The organism is Mesorhizobium muleiense (assembly GCF_900099905.1).
In the GTDB taxonomy this organism is placed as follows: Bacteria; Pseudomonadota; Alphaproteobacteria; order Rhizobiales; family Rhizobiaceae; genus Mesorhizobium; species Mesorhizobium muleiense.
The window spans coordinates 1-13307 of the sequence record NZ_FNEE01000018.1; the positions used below are offsets into that span (position 1 = coordinate 1).

General features: G+C 57.9%; 13 protein-coding genes and 1 pseudogene. All 14 read right to left on the reverse strand.

The annotated features are described in order from the left end of the window. On the reverse strand, window positions 1-226 hold a 226-nt coding region (locus BLT09_RS24505), incomplete at its 3' end, for a transposase (protein ID WP_139172671.1). A gap of 77 nt (window positions 227-303) precedes the next feature. Continuing rightward, window positions 304-453, reverse strand: a pseudogene (locus BLT09_RS35870) (hypothetical protein); the annotation flags it as partial. Window positions 454-636: 183 nt separating this feature from the next. After that, the gene (locus tag BLT09_RS24515; RefSeq protein WP_091597848.1) at window positions 637-1332 is read right to left on the reverse strand and encodes an HAD family hydrolase; all 696 of its coding nucleotides are present in this window, start codon (window positions 1330-1332) and stop codon (window positions 637-639) included. Beyond that, window positions 1329-2111, reverse strand: coding sequence for a metallophosphoesterase (locus BLT09_RS24520; protein WP_029354781.1), 783 nt, complete (start codon window positions 2109-2111; stop codon window positions 1329-1331). The genes BLT09_RS24515 and BLT09_RS24520 overlap by 4 nt, the downstream gene beginning before the upstream one ends. A 577-nt stretch (window positions 2112-2688) precedes the next feature. After that, complete coding sequence (locus BLT09_RS24525; RefSeq protein WP_051695327.1) at window positions 2689-3420, reverse strand: HAD family hydrolase; 732 nt, start codon at window positions 3418-3420, stop codon at window positions 2689-2691. After that, a complete protein-coding gene (locus BLT09_RS24530) occupies window positions 3417-4226 on the reverse strand; it encodes a phosphodiesterase (RefSeq protein ID WP_091597850.1) in 810 nt (269 codons plus the stop codon). The genes BLT09_RS24525 and BLT09_RS24530 overlap by 4 nt, the downstream gene beginning before the upstream one ends. Before the next feature lie 61 nt (window positions 4227-4287). Then, window positions 4288-5523 (reverse strand): ABC transporter substrate-binding protein, encoded by a 1236-nt coding sequence (locus BLT09_RS24535; RefSeq protein ID WP_236387751.1) that lies wholly within the window; start codon window positions 5521-5523, stop codon window positions 4288-4290. Window positions 5524-5581: 58 nt separating this feature from the next. Then, window positions 5582-6415, reverse strand: coding sequence for a carbohydrate ABC transporter permease (locus BLT09_RS24540; RefSeq protein ID WP_029354774.1), 834 nt, complete (start codon window positions 6413-6415; stop codon window positions 5582-5584). Then, window positions 6415-7365, reverse strand: coding sequence for a carbohydrate ABC transporter permease (locus tag BLT09_RS24545; RefSeq protein WP_091597853.1), 951 nt, complete (start codon window positions 7363-7365; stop codon window positions 6415-6417). Before BLT09_RS24545 ends, BLT09_RS24540 begins: the two co-directional genes overlap by 1 nt. Window position 7366: 1 nt before the next feature. After that, a complete protein-coding gene (locus BLT09_RS24550; RefSeq protein WP_091597856.1) occupies window positions 7367-8515 on the reverse strand; it encodes an ABC transporter ATP-binding protein in 1149 nt (382 codons plus the stop codon). A 74-nt stretch (window positions 8516-8589) separates the two neighbouring features. Continuing rightward, window positions 8590-9366 carry a MurR/RpiR family transcriptional regulator gene (locus BLT09_RS24555; protein WP_236387750.1) on the reverse strand — a complete coding sequence of 259 codons (777 nt, stop codon included), beginning with the start codon at window positions 9364-9366 and terminating at the stop codon, window positions 8590-8592. Window positions 9367-9563: 197 nt separating this feature from the next. Next, a complete protein-coding gene (locus BLT09_RS24560; RefSeq protein ID WP_091597859.1) occupies window positions 9564-11042 on the reverse strand; it encodes a sulfatase family protein in 1479 nt (492 codons plus the stop codon). Between the two features lie 79 nt (window positions 11043-11121). Continuing rightward, the gene (locus tag BLT09_RS24565) at window positions 11122-12423 is read right to left on the reverse strand and encodes an ABC transporter substrate-binding protein (protein ID WP_091597862.1); all 1302 of its coding nucleotides are present in this window, start codon (window positions 12421-12423) and stop codon (window positions 11122-11124) included. A 24-nt stretch (window positions 12424-12447) separates the two neighbouring features. Then, window positions 12448-13272 (reverse strand): carbohydrate ABC transporter permease, encoded by an 825-nt coding sequence (locus BLT09_RS24570; RefSeq protein WP_167366531.1) that lies wholly within the window; start codon window positions 13270-13272, stop codon window positions 12448-12450. Window positions 13273-13307: the final 35 nt, after the last annotated feature.

Consider the following 13307-nt stretch of genomic DNA (forward strand, 5'->3'; position numbering starts at 1 on the left):
CCAACGGCTGACGAGCGGCCCGACGCCAGGCGAACAGCTGCTGCGGGGACAAAGCGTATCGCCGCGCCACCGCACTCACGGTCGCGCCGGCTTCGTAGCTTTCCGCCACGATCCGCACCTTCTCCTCCGGCAGCCATTCGCGCCGCCGACCGGAGCCCGTGAACACCTCGAACCGGCGCGCGGGCTCGTGATCGCTGGATGTAAGCGTAAGCTCTGAAATCGTCATGTGTCGAAGCCCTCAAAGGCTCCGAACATCGTCCCTCACGTCAACGCGCGAAAGGTGCCACCGGAACAGCGCTTACGTCAGTCGCCGGGCTTTATCGCGCTCAATCTCCCCGGTAACGCCACCCTGAACTCGCGAAACCCAGAGAGGCCAAGAGTACGGCAAAAACGCAAAACCGACGCTTCTCCGCTGTTTGTTTGACTTACGAGTTTGGAGATAGATAAGTCCCCAAGAAGCTCGGGGTTTTAGGCAACAAAATGCGCGATTCTGGATTGTGAGCTAGGCCCGCTGGCGACCAGACCGCATACCGCATCCCGCACCAAGCTTGATGACCTGTCCGCCATTGCACTGCCGCCGGGGTATGGTGTTCCGGATGCAGGCGCGGGCGGACCGTCCACGCCGCTGCCCTCTTTCTACATTGGGCAAAGCAAACCTTTAAGTTCCGCCAAGTTCAGCAACAATGCCTCCGGCTCAAAGGTCCGGAGGTCATTCCTCAGTCGACTCGTATGGTGGCGGGCGCCCCCGAATGCGCAGTAGCGCATATTTGCATTTCGCGCGGCACTAAGACCGATGACGCTGTCCTCAATGACAAGGCACTCTCTGGCAGACACGCCCATGATTTCCGCCGCCAATAGCAGCACAGAAGGGTCAGGCTTCCGGACACCGATGTCATCGGAGGAGAAGAACCGTGAGCCAACAAGCCCCAAGAGATTGGCGGCTCTCATGCGGTGGATGAGTTCGAAACGAGATGTGTTCGATGCGACACAAAAGGGAATGGAAAGCCACTGGAGCAGTTCAACCGCGCCAGGTGTCGCCGACAGGATCCCAGAGGCGGCCAGCTGGATCTCAGCCGCGGCCGTTTCCATGAAGTTCTTCGGCAGGCTTACACCGACAAGTCTTTCCAGATGCCGTTGTTGATCGTCTCGCTCAACACCGGAGAGCGTTGCCGTTATTTCATCTGGATGCACCTGGAAACCTTCCGCGGCAAGTTTTGCCGAAATCACCTCCGATGCTACGATTTCCGTCTCCGCAAGGGTGCCGTCAAAATCGAAGATGATCAGTCGAGGCCGCGACCGATCGGACGTTTTGATCGATGGTGAAGCCATCATTTCGGATCACCGGGACGAATGACAGGCAGCTGATCAAGTCCCTCGTGACGATGGACAACGACATCCGATCCGTCCAACATGACGACATCGTATGATGGCGCAGCCGCCACAAATATGGGCTTGCCATATTGTTCCCAGTCCAGAACGATATGCTGCGCCGTGCCACGGCTGGCAGTAAACGATATGCCCGACAAACTGCCTGCTGCAGCAACATGCCGGTGACCAAAGAGCATGTGGCGGACCGATGCGTTTTTCCGAAGGATGGAAAGGAGCCGATCGGACTCCTTCATATCGCTCGTCTTAAAACAAGGCACATGCAAATCCGCCGGCGTATGGTGCATAGCAACCACGACTGGTCGGCCGGCGGCACGGAAAAGCTGGTCCTGCAGCCATTCAAACCGGCCACCGTCAAGACAACCGAAATGGCTGATGTCGTCCTTTGTGTCGAGCAAGACGACGAGCCAGTCGTGCAAGTCGACAGCCGCCTGAACGAATCCTTCCCCGCCGAATACGCCTCGAAATGCGCCGCGGTCATCGTGGTTGCCGATCGTCAAATGGACCGGGAGCCGGACCTCCGACAAGATCTCGCGCAAGAGTGCGTAAGCGGCTGGATCGCCTGTATCAGCAAGATCGCCGGTAATAAGGATGAGCTTGGCATCTGCGTGTACGCGCGAGACATGGTCCAAGGTGTCGCGCAATCTCTGCGCCGGATCGATGCCGTAAAGCGTCTTGCCAGGGGCAACAAAATGAGGATCCGTGATATGAATGATTTTCTGCATTGCTCCACACTCAGATTGGGCCCGACCCTGGGAGGAAGTGGGACAAGAGACCGCTGCTGCGTCAGGCCACTTGATTGCCGTCGTTGTGGTGACCATCTATTCCAGGCGTCTGACAGCGAACCGTGAGCAGTGAGGGGTCGACCCTCTCTGCCGCCCGGATCGAGGTGTTCGATTCCAAGCAAACAGTTGACCGACGAACGGCCAATAAATGTCGCGAGTTGTAAATGCTCGGGCCGCATAAGGGACCTCGGTCGCTATCGCTTTCGGTTGATCATGAAGTAACTCGTCCATCATCGAAACGGTGCCACGGGCCTGTGCTTCGAGCTCCGGTGAGTTCCCCCACGCAGACACGAATGCTCCTTCTTGACCCTCAATTGTAATTTGTGAGCAGCTCGGTCGAACACCGTTGAGTGTCGCTTGCGCGCGCCCGCCCCATGCCGCATCCGCCTGTCAGACTTCGCCGATATCGAATGCAAGGGAGCTTTGTTCGGATTTATGTCAAGTGGACGGAATCGCCGGGACAGTCGGTATAGGAAGACATTTTTGTGGGGTTGAGTGGATGGGAAGCTGCTGCAGTTCACCTTACGGCACCTGCTGCCACCGGGTCCGCCTCCTGCCATTTTGTATTGGGCTGGACTTCGCTCGTCATCAGCAGGACGCTAAGTTCTTCGGCTGATCGCGCGACCACCGCAGCGCCGGCTGACAGCAATCGTTGACCGTGGTCGTCGTGGCAGTGGCCGCCCGCGGTGAAACCGATCACCATCATCCCCGCGGCCACACCGGCTCGAACGCCTGCAATGCTGTCCTCGACAACGACGCAGCGCGCTGCCTTAGTGCCCATCTGGGCGGCAGCGAACAGGAAGAGGTCCGGTGCAGGCTTACCGGCCTTTACCATGGCGGAGCTGAACACGTGGGGATGGAAGTATGCCCAAAGTTCCGTCAGTTCAAGACCAAGCCGCAGCTTGTCGGGGGCGCTGCTCGATGCGACGCAGCGCGGCAATCGCAACTGATGCAGGAGTTGGTCAATGCCGCTGATCGCTTGCAGTTCCGTCTGGTAGCTTTCCTTTATCCGGGATTGCACGATGACGTCGAAGTCGCTGGGTAGAGGGCGGCCCCAGTCTTCTTCGATCATTTTCCGCATGGTGGCTGAGGAAAGGCCGGTAAACCGCAGAATCACATCAGAATACGACATGGGATAGCCAATGCGGGTAAGTTCTTCGGCATCGATTCGACTTGCCAGCGTCTCGCTATCGATCAGAACGCCGTCGCAATCGAAGATGACCAGTTCATAAGAGGCCTGTTGATTCATTGCATGCCCTCGGGAACCCAACCTTCTGCGGAGACCTCGACCACATGTCGGTCGCTAACTTCGAAGCGATGCACCAGGACCCCATCAACGTCGATTATCGCGATGTCAAAAGCGGGCGCATCCTCGACGAAGTCCGCGTCTCTCCGCGTGAAATGTGGAATGATCTGATGCGCCACGCCGCGGTTTGCACTGAAAGGGATGCCGCTCCAGGTGCCGCCAACATCGACATGCACATGGCCGTGGAAAATGTGCCGCACATTGCCGGCGCTGACAATCGCCTGCATGATCGGGCGCCAATTCTCGGTGCTCCAGGGTTCGAAATGCGGCAGGCCGATCGGCTGCAGCGGATGATGGACGAAGAGGTAGGCCCGCACATCCGACGCCTCGGCCACCCGGGCCAGCAGCCACTCGAGCCGACCATCGTCCAAGGAGCCATGACCGAAACCTTCCACCAATGTGTCGAGAAAAATGAGGCGCCCGGCAGATCCGTCGTGAACCGACTGGATAAAGCCGTTCTCATCGCGCGGCTCTCCAGGAAACGCCCGAACAAAATTCTCGCGGCTGTCGTGATTGCCGAGCAGAAGGCGGGCGGGCACGCGCAGTTCCTGCAGCACCTCGCGAAGTAGGACATAGGAAGCGAAATCTCCCTCGTCAGTGAGATCGCCAGTCACGACGCAAAGCTCGGCGTCGGCGTGATCGCGGTTGATGCGCTCAATGGTCTTGCGAAGCCGTTGGGCAGGATCGAAGCCGAAGAGCATGGCGCCTAACGGCACAAGATGGGGGTCGGTCAGATGAATGAGTTTCATGGATAATCCCGAAAAAGGGAGGGATGCCGCACAGGAGCGTGCAGCGTCTCGGACGAGGCGATCAGTTCGTTTTCGGCAGGAGTGCGCGAACCTCGGACACCATGTCTGCGAGAGCGGCTTCCGGTTCCTTGGATCCAAGCGCAATAGCCGTCATCTCGTCGCGGAGGACCTCCCCGATCTGCACGCCGTTATCACCAGGCCAGGAGAACCACGGGCGGGCGCGGGGCGTCTGAAGCACGCTGGTGTACCAGTTCGGGTGCTTATCGTAGAAGCCGGCGAGATGATCCTTGTCGAGGGCAAGCGTGTTGGTCGGCATATAACCAGTATTCGGCACGACAATGCTCTGGCCTTCAGGACTTGTGGTGAACTTGACGTAGTCCCAGGCGGCGGCGCGCTTGGCGGGATCGTCGGTAAGGATTATCGCAACCATGCCGCCCGTCGGCATCGTCGCATCTTCAGCGCCGAGCGGCTGCTTGGCTGTGCGGAGCTTGAACCGATCTCCAATTTCACCTTCGAAACCGCTCACACTGCCGGCAGAGGCGAAGAAGAAGCCGAGCTTGCCAGAGGTGAAGAGCTGCCGGGCGGCATGGGAGTCGATCGCCGGCTGAGCGCCGTCGGTGTGGAACCGCTTGAACAGCTTGACGGCAGCCTGGCCTGCAGGACCGTCAAAAGCGATGTCGCTCTCCTTGTCGTTCATCATCTGGCCGCCGAAGTTGCGTACCAGGTTCTGCGTGGCCCAGTCGTCCGAGCCGAGCTGGTAATACATGCCGGACGTTCCATTGCCGAGCGCACCGACCTTGCCGGCCAGTGCGACGAAGCTGTCCCAATCGGTCGGAACCTTGTCGGGGTCGCCGCCCGCCTGCTTCACGAGATCGGCATTGTAATAAACGACCGGCGTCGACATGGCGAAGGGAAGTCCGTACAGATGGCCCTCAATTCTTGCCAGAGACAGGATTTGTTCCGTGTAGCCCTTATCGGCCAGGTGATCGGCGGCAACGAGATCGTCGATGGGCTTTACGAGCCCGCGCGTGACGAGCGGACGGAGCACGTTAAAGCCGACATAGTGAACGTCCGGCAACTCGCCTGCCATGCTCTGACGAATCAACGTCTGGACAGCTTCGTCATAACTCGGCGCAGCAGCGCGGAAGCTGATCTTGATTTCCGGGTGGTCCGCCATGAAGCGGTCTGCAATCGGCTTGTGGATCACTTCGTGTTCGGGCCAGGCGTAATAGACATTGAGTTTCGTCTCGGCTTGCGCTGGCATGGCTGCCGCTGCGACACCGGCAGCAAGGATCATTGCAACTGTTTTCACATTGCTCTCCTGAGTTTTGAGATGGGGGTTTTTAGAGACGGAGCTAGTGTCGGCCGAGCACCAGACCTCGGATGAAGTGTTTCTGCATGAGAAGGAAAAAAGAGACCAAGGGAGCAGTTACGAGAACGCCCCCCGCCATCAGCGCACCGACATTTCCGGCGCCCTCGCCGGCCTGCCGGAAATAGGCAATGCCGAGCGAAGCCGTCATCATGTCGGGATTGGTTATCACCACCATTGGCCAATAAAGATCGTTCCAATGGGCCACGATAGAGAAGATCGAGAAGGAGACGACGGCCGGCCAAGCTGCTGGCAGCATGATCCGCCAGGCGATCGATAGCTCGCTGAAACCGTCGAGCCGCGCCGCGTCGAGCACCTCATCGGGAAAGGTCACGAAGAACTGCCGGAACAGGAAGATGGCAAACACCGAAATGATCCAGGGCAGAACCAGAGCGGCATAGCTGTCGAGCAGTCCGGATTTTGCGAGGGCTATGTAGATCGGGATGGTTGGTATCTGCACCGGCACCAGAAGGCCGAGCAGGACGCCGACAAGCAGAATAGGGCGGCCCGGGAAGGACAGCTTGGCCAGCGCATAGCCGCATGGGATGGCGATCGCGATCTGCAACACAAGAATTGCCAGACACACGACAAAGCCATTTGCCATGAACCGAAGCAGCGGAATTGCCGAGAGCGCAGTGCCGTAATTGTCGATTGCGCCGTGAAGGGTCGGCGTTGGAAGCAGGCTGCCGTCAAAGATCTCGCTCTGTGGCGTCAGCGAGGCAAGGATCATCCACAGAAACGGAAAGACCATGATGATCGCGCCGGTGACAAGCACAGCATGCGAGACAATGCGGGAAGAGGAAGATTGCCCCAGGATCATCACTGGCCTCCATTTGCTTTCCAGCGCGCCCGACGCTCGGAGACGCGCATCTGGACGAGCGACAGGAAAGTCACGAAGACAAAAAAGGAAACGGAGATCGCAGAAGCATATCCGACGCGGAAGAAGCGGAAACCTTCTTCATAAAAAGTGTAAAGAACGACGGAGGTAGATTTCATCGGCCCTCCCTGTGTGAGGACCGCGACCGTTTCGAAAACCGAAAAGGCGCGGATAATTGTCATCACGGTGACGAACACCGTAACTGGCGCCAGCATCGGCCAGGTGACCAGAAGGAAGCGCTTCAGTCCCCTGTCCGCCCCGTCGATAGTCGCAGCTTCGTAGAGCTCCTCTGGAATGGTCGAAAGGCCAGCCAGGAAAAGGATCATGTTGAAGCCAACCAACTGCCAGACGCCGATCGCCGCGAGCGCATATATGGCCGTCGCCGGGTCGGACAGGAACCTGACGGGCGATGCGCCCAGGAGCTGCAGCAGCGTGTTGGCAAAACCCAGACTTGGATGCAGGATTGCTTCCCACGCGGTCGCGAGAGCAACCAAGCTTGCAGCCACGGGCAAAAAGTAAGCGGTTCGATAGAGAACTGCGAACCGTGATCTAGCGATCAAAACGGCGACGAGCAGCCCCCACCCGATTGCCGTCGGCACGACCACAGCCACATAGAGCGCGGTGTTGCGCAGACTCTGAGCAAAGCCAGGGTCGGTCAACATGCGCGTATAATTAGCAACCCCGATGAATTGGATTCCGGCCAAGCCGAGCGACGCATTCGTGAAGGACAGAAAGAAGACAAGAATGGCGGGTCCGATTACAAGGGCAACAAGCAACAGCGTCGCCGGCACGGACAGAATTATGCCAGCTTGCGCCTGGGCCCGAGCCGGCCGGTAGCTGCCTGCAGTGTTCGGAGCTAAGGAACTGAGCGGAATGTCGTTGGCTAAGGCCATGTCAGGCTGCCCCGCTGTGATCGCCACGCTGGCGCGAGCCGTTGGAAGGAAAGAACCATGCCTGTTCAGCGTCGATGGTCAGTCCCAGATTGTCGCCGTCACGCAGTGATCGCGCGCGCTCGGCGGAAATGCGGGCGACGAACTGAGCGCCGGCCTCGGCATCGACAAAGACGTGAGCGTCGATCCCTGCGTGCTCAATGCGCGTGACGCGAACCGGCAGGGCTCCTGGATGATCCTTCTCAGCCAGGGTCGCATGCTCGGGGCGGAAGGCCAGCGTTCCGGCCAGCCCGGATCCGAGCGCATCGCGAATGATGATCCTGCTGCCGCCGATCATGAGCGCGCCGCCTATAGGTGCGGCCACTGCCAGCTCGTTCAGGAATGGCTGCGCCAGGAAGCGCGCTACGTCTAGATCGACGGGTTCGCGATAGAGATCGGCAGGGGCTGCGACCTGACGGAGTTCGCCGCCAAAGATGACTGCGACGCGGTCTGAAAGCGCTGCCGCCTCGGCCTGGTCATGGGTAACGAAGATAGTCGTCGTTTCCATTTCCTTGTGAAGCCGTGCGATCTCGCCACGCGTATGGATGCGCAGCGCTGCGTCCAGGTTTGCCAAGGGTTCGTCCATCAGGAAGATCTTCGGCTTGCGCACCATGGCGCGTCCCAAAGCCACGCGCTGGCGCTGCCCGCCCGACAGCGCCGACGGTCGACGCTCGAGCAGCGCGTCGAGCTTGAGAAGCCCTGATGTCTGCCGGACCCGCTCCTGGATCGAGCGTTTGCGTTGGATGGCTCCGGGCAGCAGCGCGCCAATCACAGGAAGCCGTTCCAAGCTGCTTAGCTCACGCATGACCAGCGGGGCAGCAATGTTGTCGTGCACGCTCAGATGCGGATAAAGGGCGTAGCTCTGGAACACGAAGGCTAGGTCGCGGTCCTTCGGCGCCACCGCGTCCAGCCCCCTGCCGCCTGCACGCACATGGCCCTGGTCGGCACGCTCCAGCCCCGCGATGATCCGAAGAAGCGTTGATTTACCACACCCGGACGGCCCCAGCAGTGTCACAAACTCCCCCGCAGCAACCCTTAGACAGATGCCGCGCAGGACATCAATCGCGCCAAACCGCTTGCCGATGTCGTCGATGTGAAGGTCTAACGCTGCCATTCCGAGTTCCCTTTCGGTGGGCGTGACTTCTATCGGTGCTTTATTTCATTTTAGTGACAATATGGAGTTTAATTTCATTTGGCAACCGGTTTATCCATCGCCTTTCCGAGCGCCAGCATGAGGCTTTCGATCACAAAGATCTTGCCGATCGTCGATGTTAGGGTGCCGCCGATCGGGTGGTCTTGAAGGCCGGAGGCCTGCAGGGTGAAGTCAGCCGCTTTCTCGAGCGGGCTGCGGGCGCGGTTGGTGATGGCGACGGTCAGTGCCCCCGCAGAACGGGCGCCCTTGAGGAACTGGACGGTGTCAACCGTGAGGCCGGAGATCGAAAGGCCGATCGCAACGCATCCGGGACTAAGCCCGCTGGCGACTTCGTGAGCCATGTTGGAATTCCTGAACGCAAAGGCCGTTAGCCCGACACGCAAAAGCCGATAGGCAAGCAGTTCTGCCGTTATACCGGACATTCCGGCGCCGTAGAGGTCGATCCGTCTGCTTGCCGCAAGCGCGGCGGCGACCTTCGCGAGAGTTTCGGAATCGGCATTGTTGTGTGCGATGCTGAGGTTTTGCGCCATGGTGTCGTGCAAGGATTGCAGAGCGCTATCCGCAGTTCCAGCAGCAGTAGGAGGCAGTCCCGGGCGGCCAATCTCGGCCGCCAATGCCAGCTTGAAGTCGCGGAAGCCGGAAAAGCCTATCTGCCGGCAAAGCCGCAATATGCTCGCTTCACCACTGGCCGCGAATTCACCTAGCTCCGCGACCGATTGGTGCAGCACCTTTTCCGGGTTTTCCAGAATGTATTTGGCAATGCGAGCGAGCGCATTGGGCAATCGATCGATGTCGTCCTGCAGGCGAGCCAAGATGCTCTCGTGCGATGCCGCTTTCATTGCAGGTGAGTTGACGCTCATTTCCACAATCCTCACCCCTTATGAATGAAGGAAAGAGCAGCGAGATACCATAAATTATCGAACAATTTCTGGACAATCGACCGAGGGCAGCCCCAAGGTCGCGAGAACAATGCCTCGCTCGTGACCTTCCTGGCGTCGGTCCGCCAAGGTCAATAGTCCTCAATTCTCTCCGGGCCGGATCCACTTCTAAGCATCATTGCGGAAAAGCTGCGGCCTAATAGGTCGTATTTCAACCCCCTGTGATGGTGGCTATCCCATAGGTCATAATGCTCATTGGGGTCCTCTTTATGATCGAACAGCTCTCCTATTCCAACATCGTGATATACATTTAGTTTGTGACGTCCATCATAGTACATCGATGCGCGAGACCCTCGGCTGCCGCGGAACCTGAGGGAGTTGTGATACTCACTGACAACGTATGGCTTATGGCAATCCAGTGAAGTGTTCCCAAGCAGCATCTGGTCGAGTGACAGCCCCTGCATGGCCTTTGGGACCTCAAGCCCCGATAACGAGAGCAATGTGGGCGCAATATCGACCAGCTCGACAAGTGCATTCGACACCGATCCTTGGGCTGGGCTGCCAGGCACGGAAATCACAAGTGGGACATGCACCACACCCTCATAGAACCGGCAGCCTTTGTAGAGCAGGCCGTGGTCGCCCATCATATCACCATGATCGCTCATGAAGACGATGATCGTGCGATCCAGCTGGCCGGTTTCCGTCAAAGTGTCTAGTATCCGGCCGACCAGATCGTCCACCTGTGCCACCTCGGCGTGATAGGCCGCTCTCATCTCCCAAATATTGAACTTCGTTGGTGGCGCTTCATGCGTAGGTCCTGCCAATTCGTCGTTGTGCGCCTCACCCGCGTCTGTTGCTGCGTGCCAAGGATCCACCGCGAATTTCGCTTGCTGATCGACTCGTTCAAATTTCTTCTGGTGCTCGAGATCAATCGGCTTGAACGCAGGATCAGGCATATCATTTGGATTGAACCGCCTGAGGTAGTCTGGCGGGGGATTGAGGGGCGGATGAGGCGCGTCGATGTTAACGCCTAAATACCAACTACGATCAGAATGCATCTTGATGAAGCGCTCAGCCCGATCGCCTGCCCAACGCGCCTGCCGATATTCTGCGGCTGGTCCCGGACCATAGTGTTGGTCAAGATAGGGTTTGAAGTAGGCTTCGGGATTGACCCCTTTTGACCACATCCACGCATGATAGTCGTGGTTGCCTGACCACTCCGGAAATGGCTCAGGGCTCCAGTAGAACTCGGCAAATCCATCATCGGGGCGCTTTTCTATCATGCCACGTGTGGCAGACAGGTGCAGCTTTCCTATGTGCCCTGTATAGTATCCGGCGTTCGCCATCAGTTTTGGGAGCAAAACGAGATGCGAAGGAAATGTGCCGGCGCCGTTCTGATGCACTTGGTGTGCGATCGGATACAAGCCTGTCAGAAAGCTCGTTCGGCTCGGCGTGCAGATAGGGCTCTGACAATACGCACGGGCGAATGCGGTGCCCCTCGCCGCCAGGCGGTCAATATTGGGAGTCTGCGTGCCTTTGAACCCTAGGCACTGCAAGGTGTCCCAACGCTGCTGATCGCTGCAAATCCAGACTATACTAAAGTTCCTCAACTCTCATCCCACGCGCTATGGAGGTTCAGTTCGCGCGCGCACCGGCGCGCAAAACCGCGCCGGTGGCGACGTGTAACGGCTATTTCAGGTATCCAGCGCGCTTCACGATTTCGACCGCATCACCTTGAGCATCGTCCAAGGCAGCCTCTGGGCTCTTGCTCCTGACAACCGCTTCTTGCAGGGCACGGCCAAGGCGATCGCCGATCTCCTTGAATTCTGGAATGCGAGGATAATACCACTCGGGCGCCCCGCGAAGCGTTTCTGCATACGTTGCCGCAAACGATCCATGGCCATAATCATAGTCATGTTTCGCACGGATTTCCGGATCGTCCCACAGCGATGTCCTGGTGATGGCGACAAAGGTGCTGTCGAGCGAAATCCGCTTCATGAGATCTTTACTCGTCGCCCATTGAAGGAAGGCCGCTGCAGCTGCCTTGTTTTCTGATGCAGCTGGAATGACATACGCCTGTCCCGCAAAGGGCGGGAACCTCCCACTTACGCCGCCAGGGGGCAAAGCAAACCCAAGCTTGCCGACGACCTTCGACAGCTTGGGATCGAGAATGCGACCTGCGGTGGGAGCGCCTTCGACAGTCATAGCAATGCGGCCCTGCTGCATCGCGATGACAACATCATCGAAGGTTGCTGAGATGCTCCCAGGCACAGTGAAATTGGTCATCACATCCGTGTACCATTTCAGCGCCTCCACCGCAGCGGGCGAATTTACCGTGGGCGTCAGATCCGCTGGTTCGTCCGCAAAATATTTACCGCCAAAACCATAAAGAACCTGGCCCCAAAACCATATATTCTCGCCAGTATCCGGTTGACCCCGTAGCGCCGTGCACTGAATGTCTGCCTTTCTCAGCAGATCACAATCATTACGGAACTCTTCCCACGTTTGCGGTGGCTGTTTGATTCCGGCTTTCTCGAACAAGTCGGCACGATAATACAGGAGCTGTGTCGCCGCGAAATGCGGAAATGCCAGCTGTTTGCCGTCCTTATTGTAGAGGCGCAGCACGGGAGCGATGAAATCCTGTACGTCCGCACTCTTCATGTCTATGTAATTATCGAGCGGCTCCAGGATATCGCCAGATGCGTATCGCCCGAACTCCTCGCTCCCTAAGTATACCACGTCGTAACTATCTGAACGCGTTAGGAGCGCGACCGACACTTTTTGAACGGTCGGCGCATAACCGAAGAGATCAAACTGCACTTCAGCGCCAGTCTTCTCTGTGAATTCGTGCGCGAATTTTTTGAGCTCCAAATCGTATGCCGAGTTTGTCGATAGGACCTTTATTTTCGCGCCGTCATAGCGCTGTTGAGCCGTCGCTCCCCCGCCGACGGCAACACCGAACGCAACGGCAAGAATTCCAAGATACCTCATTGATTTTCTCCTTGAGCTAGTGTTTTACCCTTTCACGGAACCGGTCGTTGTTGGGCCGGCGACGTATTTCTTTACGAACGGCACGAAAACCACGATCGGGACCAGCATAAGCACGCATGCGGCTGCCGCCTTGCCCCAATCGGTCCCCTCAAATGGCATGAAATTCAGTATTGCGACGGCTGCGATTTTTGCGTCATCGCGTGTCAATGTCAGCGCGAAAAGAAACTCGTTCCACGAACCAATGAATATCAGTATTGCTGTTGCCAGGATACCATATTTGGCGATGGGTATCGAGATGAGCGTCATCGTCTGCAGCGTTGACGCGCCGTCTATCATCGCGGCTTCTTCGATTTCACGCGGCACTTGGTCAAAAAACGCTGACAAATACCAGATCGCAAGCGGAACCGCGAACATTGTGTTGACGATGATCAGCGCAATCTTCGTGTCGACGAGGTGTACTTGGCGAAAAAAGAGAAAGTAGGGGATGATGTAGATCATCGCTGGCGCCGCCCGGAGTGCCAACACCAGCGTCAATAGCCTTCGCATCGCAGTTTTCTGCAAATGAGAGATGCCAAAGGCTGCCGGGATCGAAAGCGCCATGGTCAATATGATGGTGCTGCATGAGACCACAATTGAATTGATGAGCGCGGAAGAGAAGTCCTTGTCAGCGATTATCGCGGTATAGTGCTGAGCGGATGGCTCCCCCACGATCACGGGCGGCCATTGAAACATCTCGGTCGGCTGTTTGAGAGATGTCGATAGGGTCCACAATATCGGCGAGAACAGGAATAGCGCAAAGGCAGCGGAGATAAGGTATCCGTAGATGTGACGTCCGAGGTCCCGACGCATGGGCTCACCTCCCAACGCGAGGGGCCGAGATTTGG

Bases quoted from the DNA above. Each gene is read 5' to 3' on its own strand.
- BLT09_RS24515 (WP_091597848.1), bottom strand. From the start codon at position 1,332: ATGATGGCTTCACCATCGATCAAAACGTCCGATCGGTCGCGGCCTCGA.
- BLT09_RS24520 (WP_029354781.1), bottom strand. From the start codon at position 2,111: ATGCAGAAAATCATTCATATCACGGATCCTCATTTTGTTGCCCCTGGC.
- BLT09_RS24525 (WP_051695327.1), bottom strand. From the start codon at position 3,420: ATGAATCAACAGGCCTCTTATGAACTGGTCATCTTCGATTGCGACGGC.
- BLT09_RS24530 (WP_091597850.1), bottom strand. From the start codon at position 4,226: ATGAAACTCATTCATCTGACCGACCCCCATCTTGTGCCGTTAGGCGCC.
- BLT09_RS24535 (WP_236387751.1), bottom strand. From the start codon at position 5,523: ATGATCCTTGCTGCCGGTGTCGCAGCGGCAGCCATGCCAGCGCAAGCC.
- BLT09_RS24540 (WP_029354774.1), bottom strand. From the start codon at position 6,415: ATGATCCTGGGGCAATCTTCCTCTTCCCGCATTGTCTCGCATGCTGTG.
- BLT09_RS24545 (WP_091597853.1), bottom strand. From the start codon at position 7,365: ATGGCCTTAGCCAACGACATTCCGCTCAGTTCCTTAGCTCCGAACACT.
- BLT09_RS24550 (WP_091597856.1), bottom strand. From the start codon at position 8,515: ATGGCAGCGTTAGACCTTCACATCGACGACATCGGCAAGCGGTTTGGC.
- BLT09_RS24565 (WP_091597862.1), bottom strand. From the start codon at position 12,423: ATGAGGTATCTTGGAATTCTTGCCGTTGCGTTCGGTGTTGCCGTCGGC.
- BLT09_RS24570 (WP_167366531.1), bottom strand. From the start codon at position 13,272: ATGCGTCGGGACCTCGGACGTCACATCTACGGATACCTTATCTCCGCT.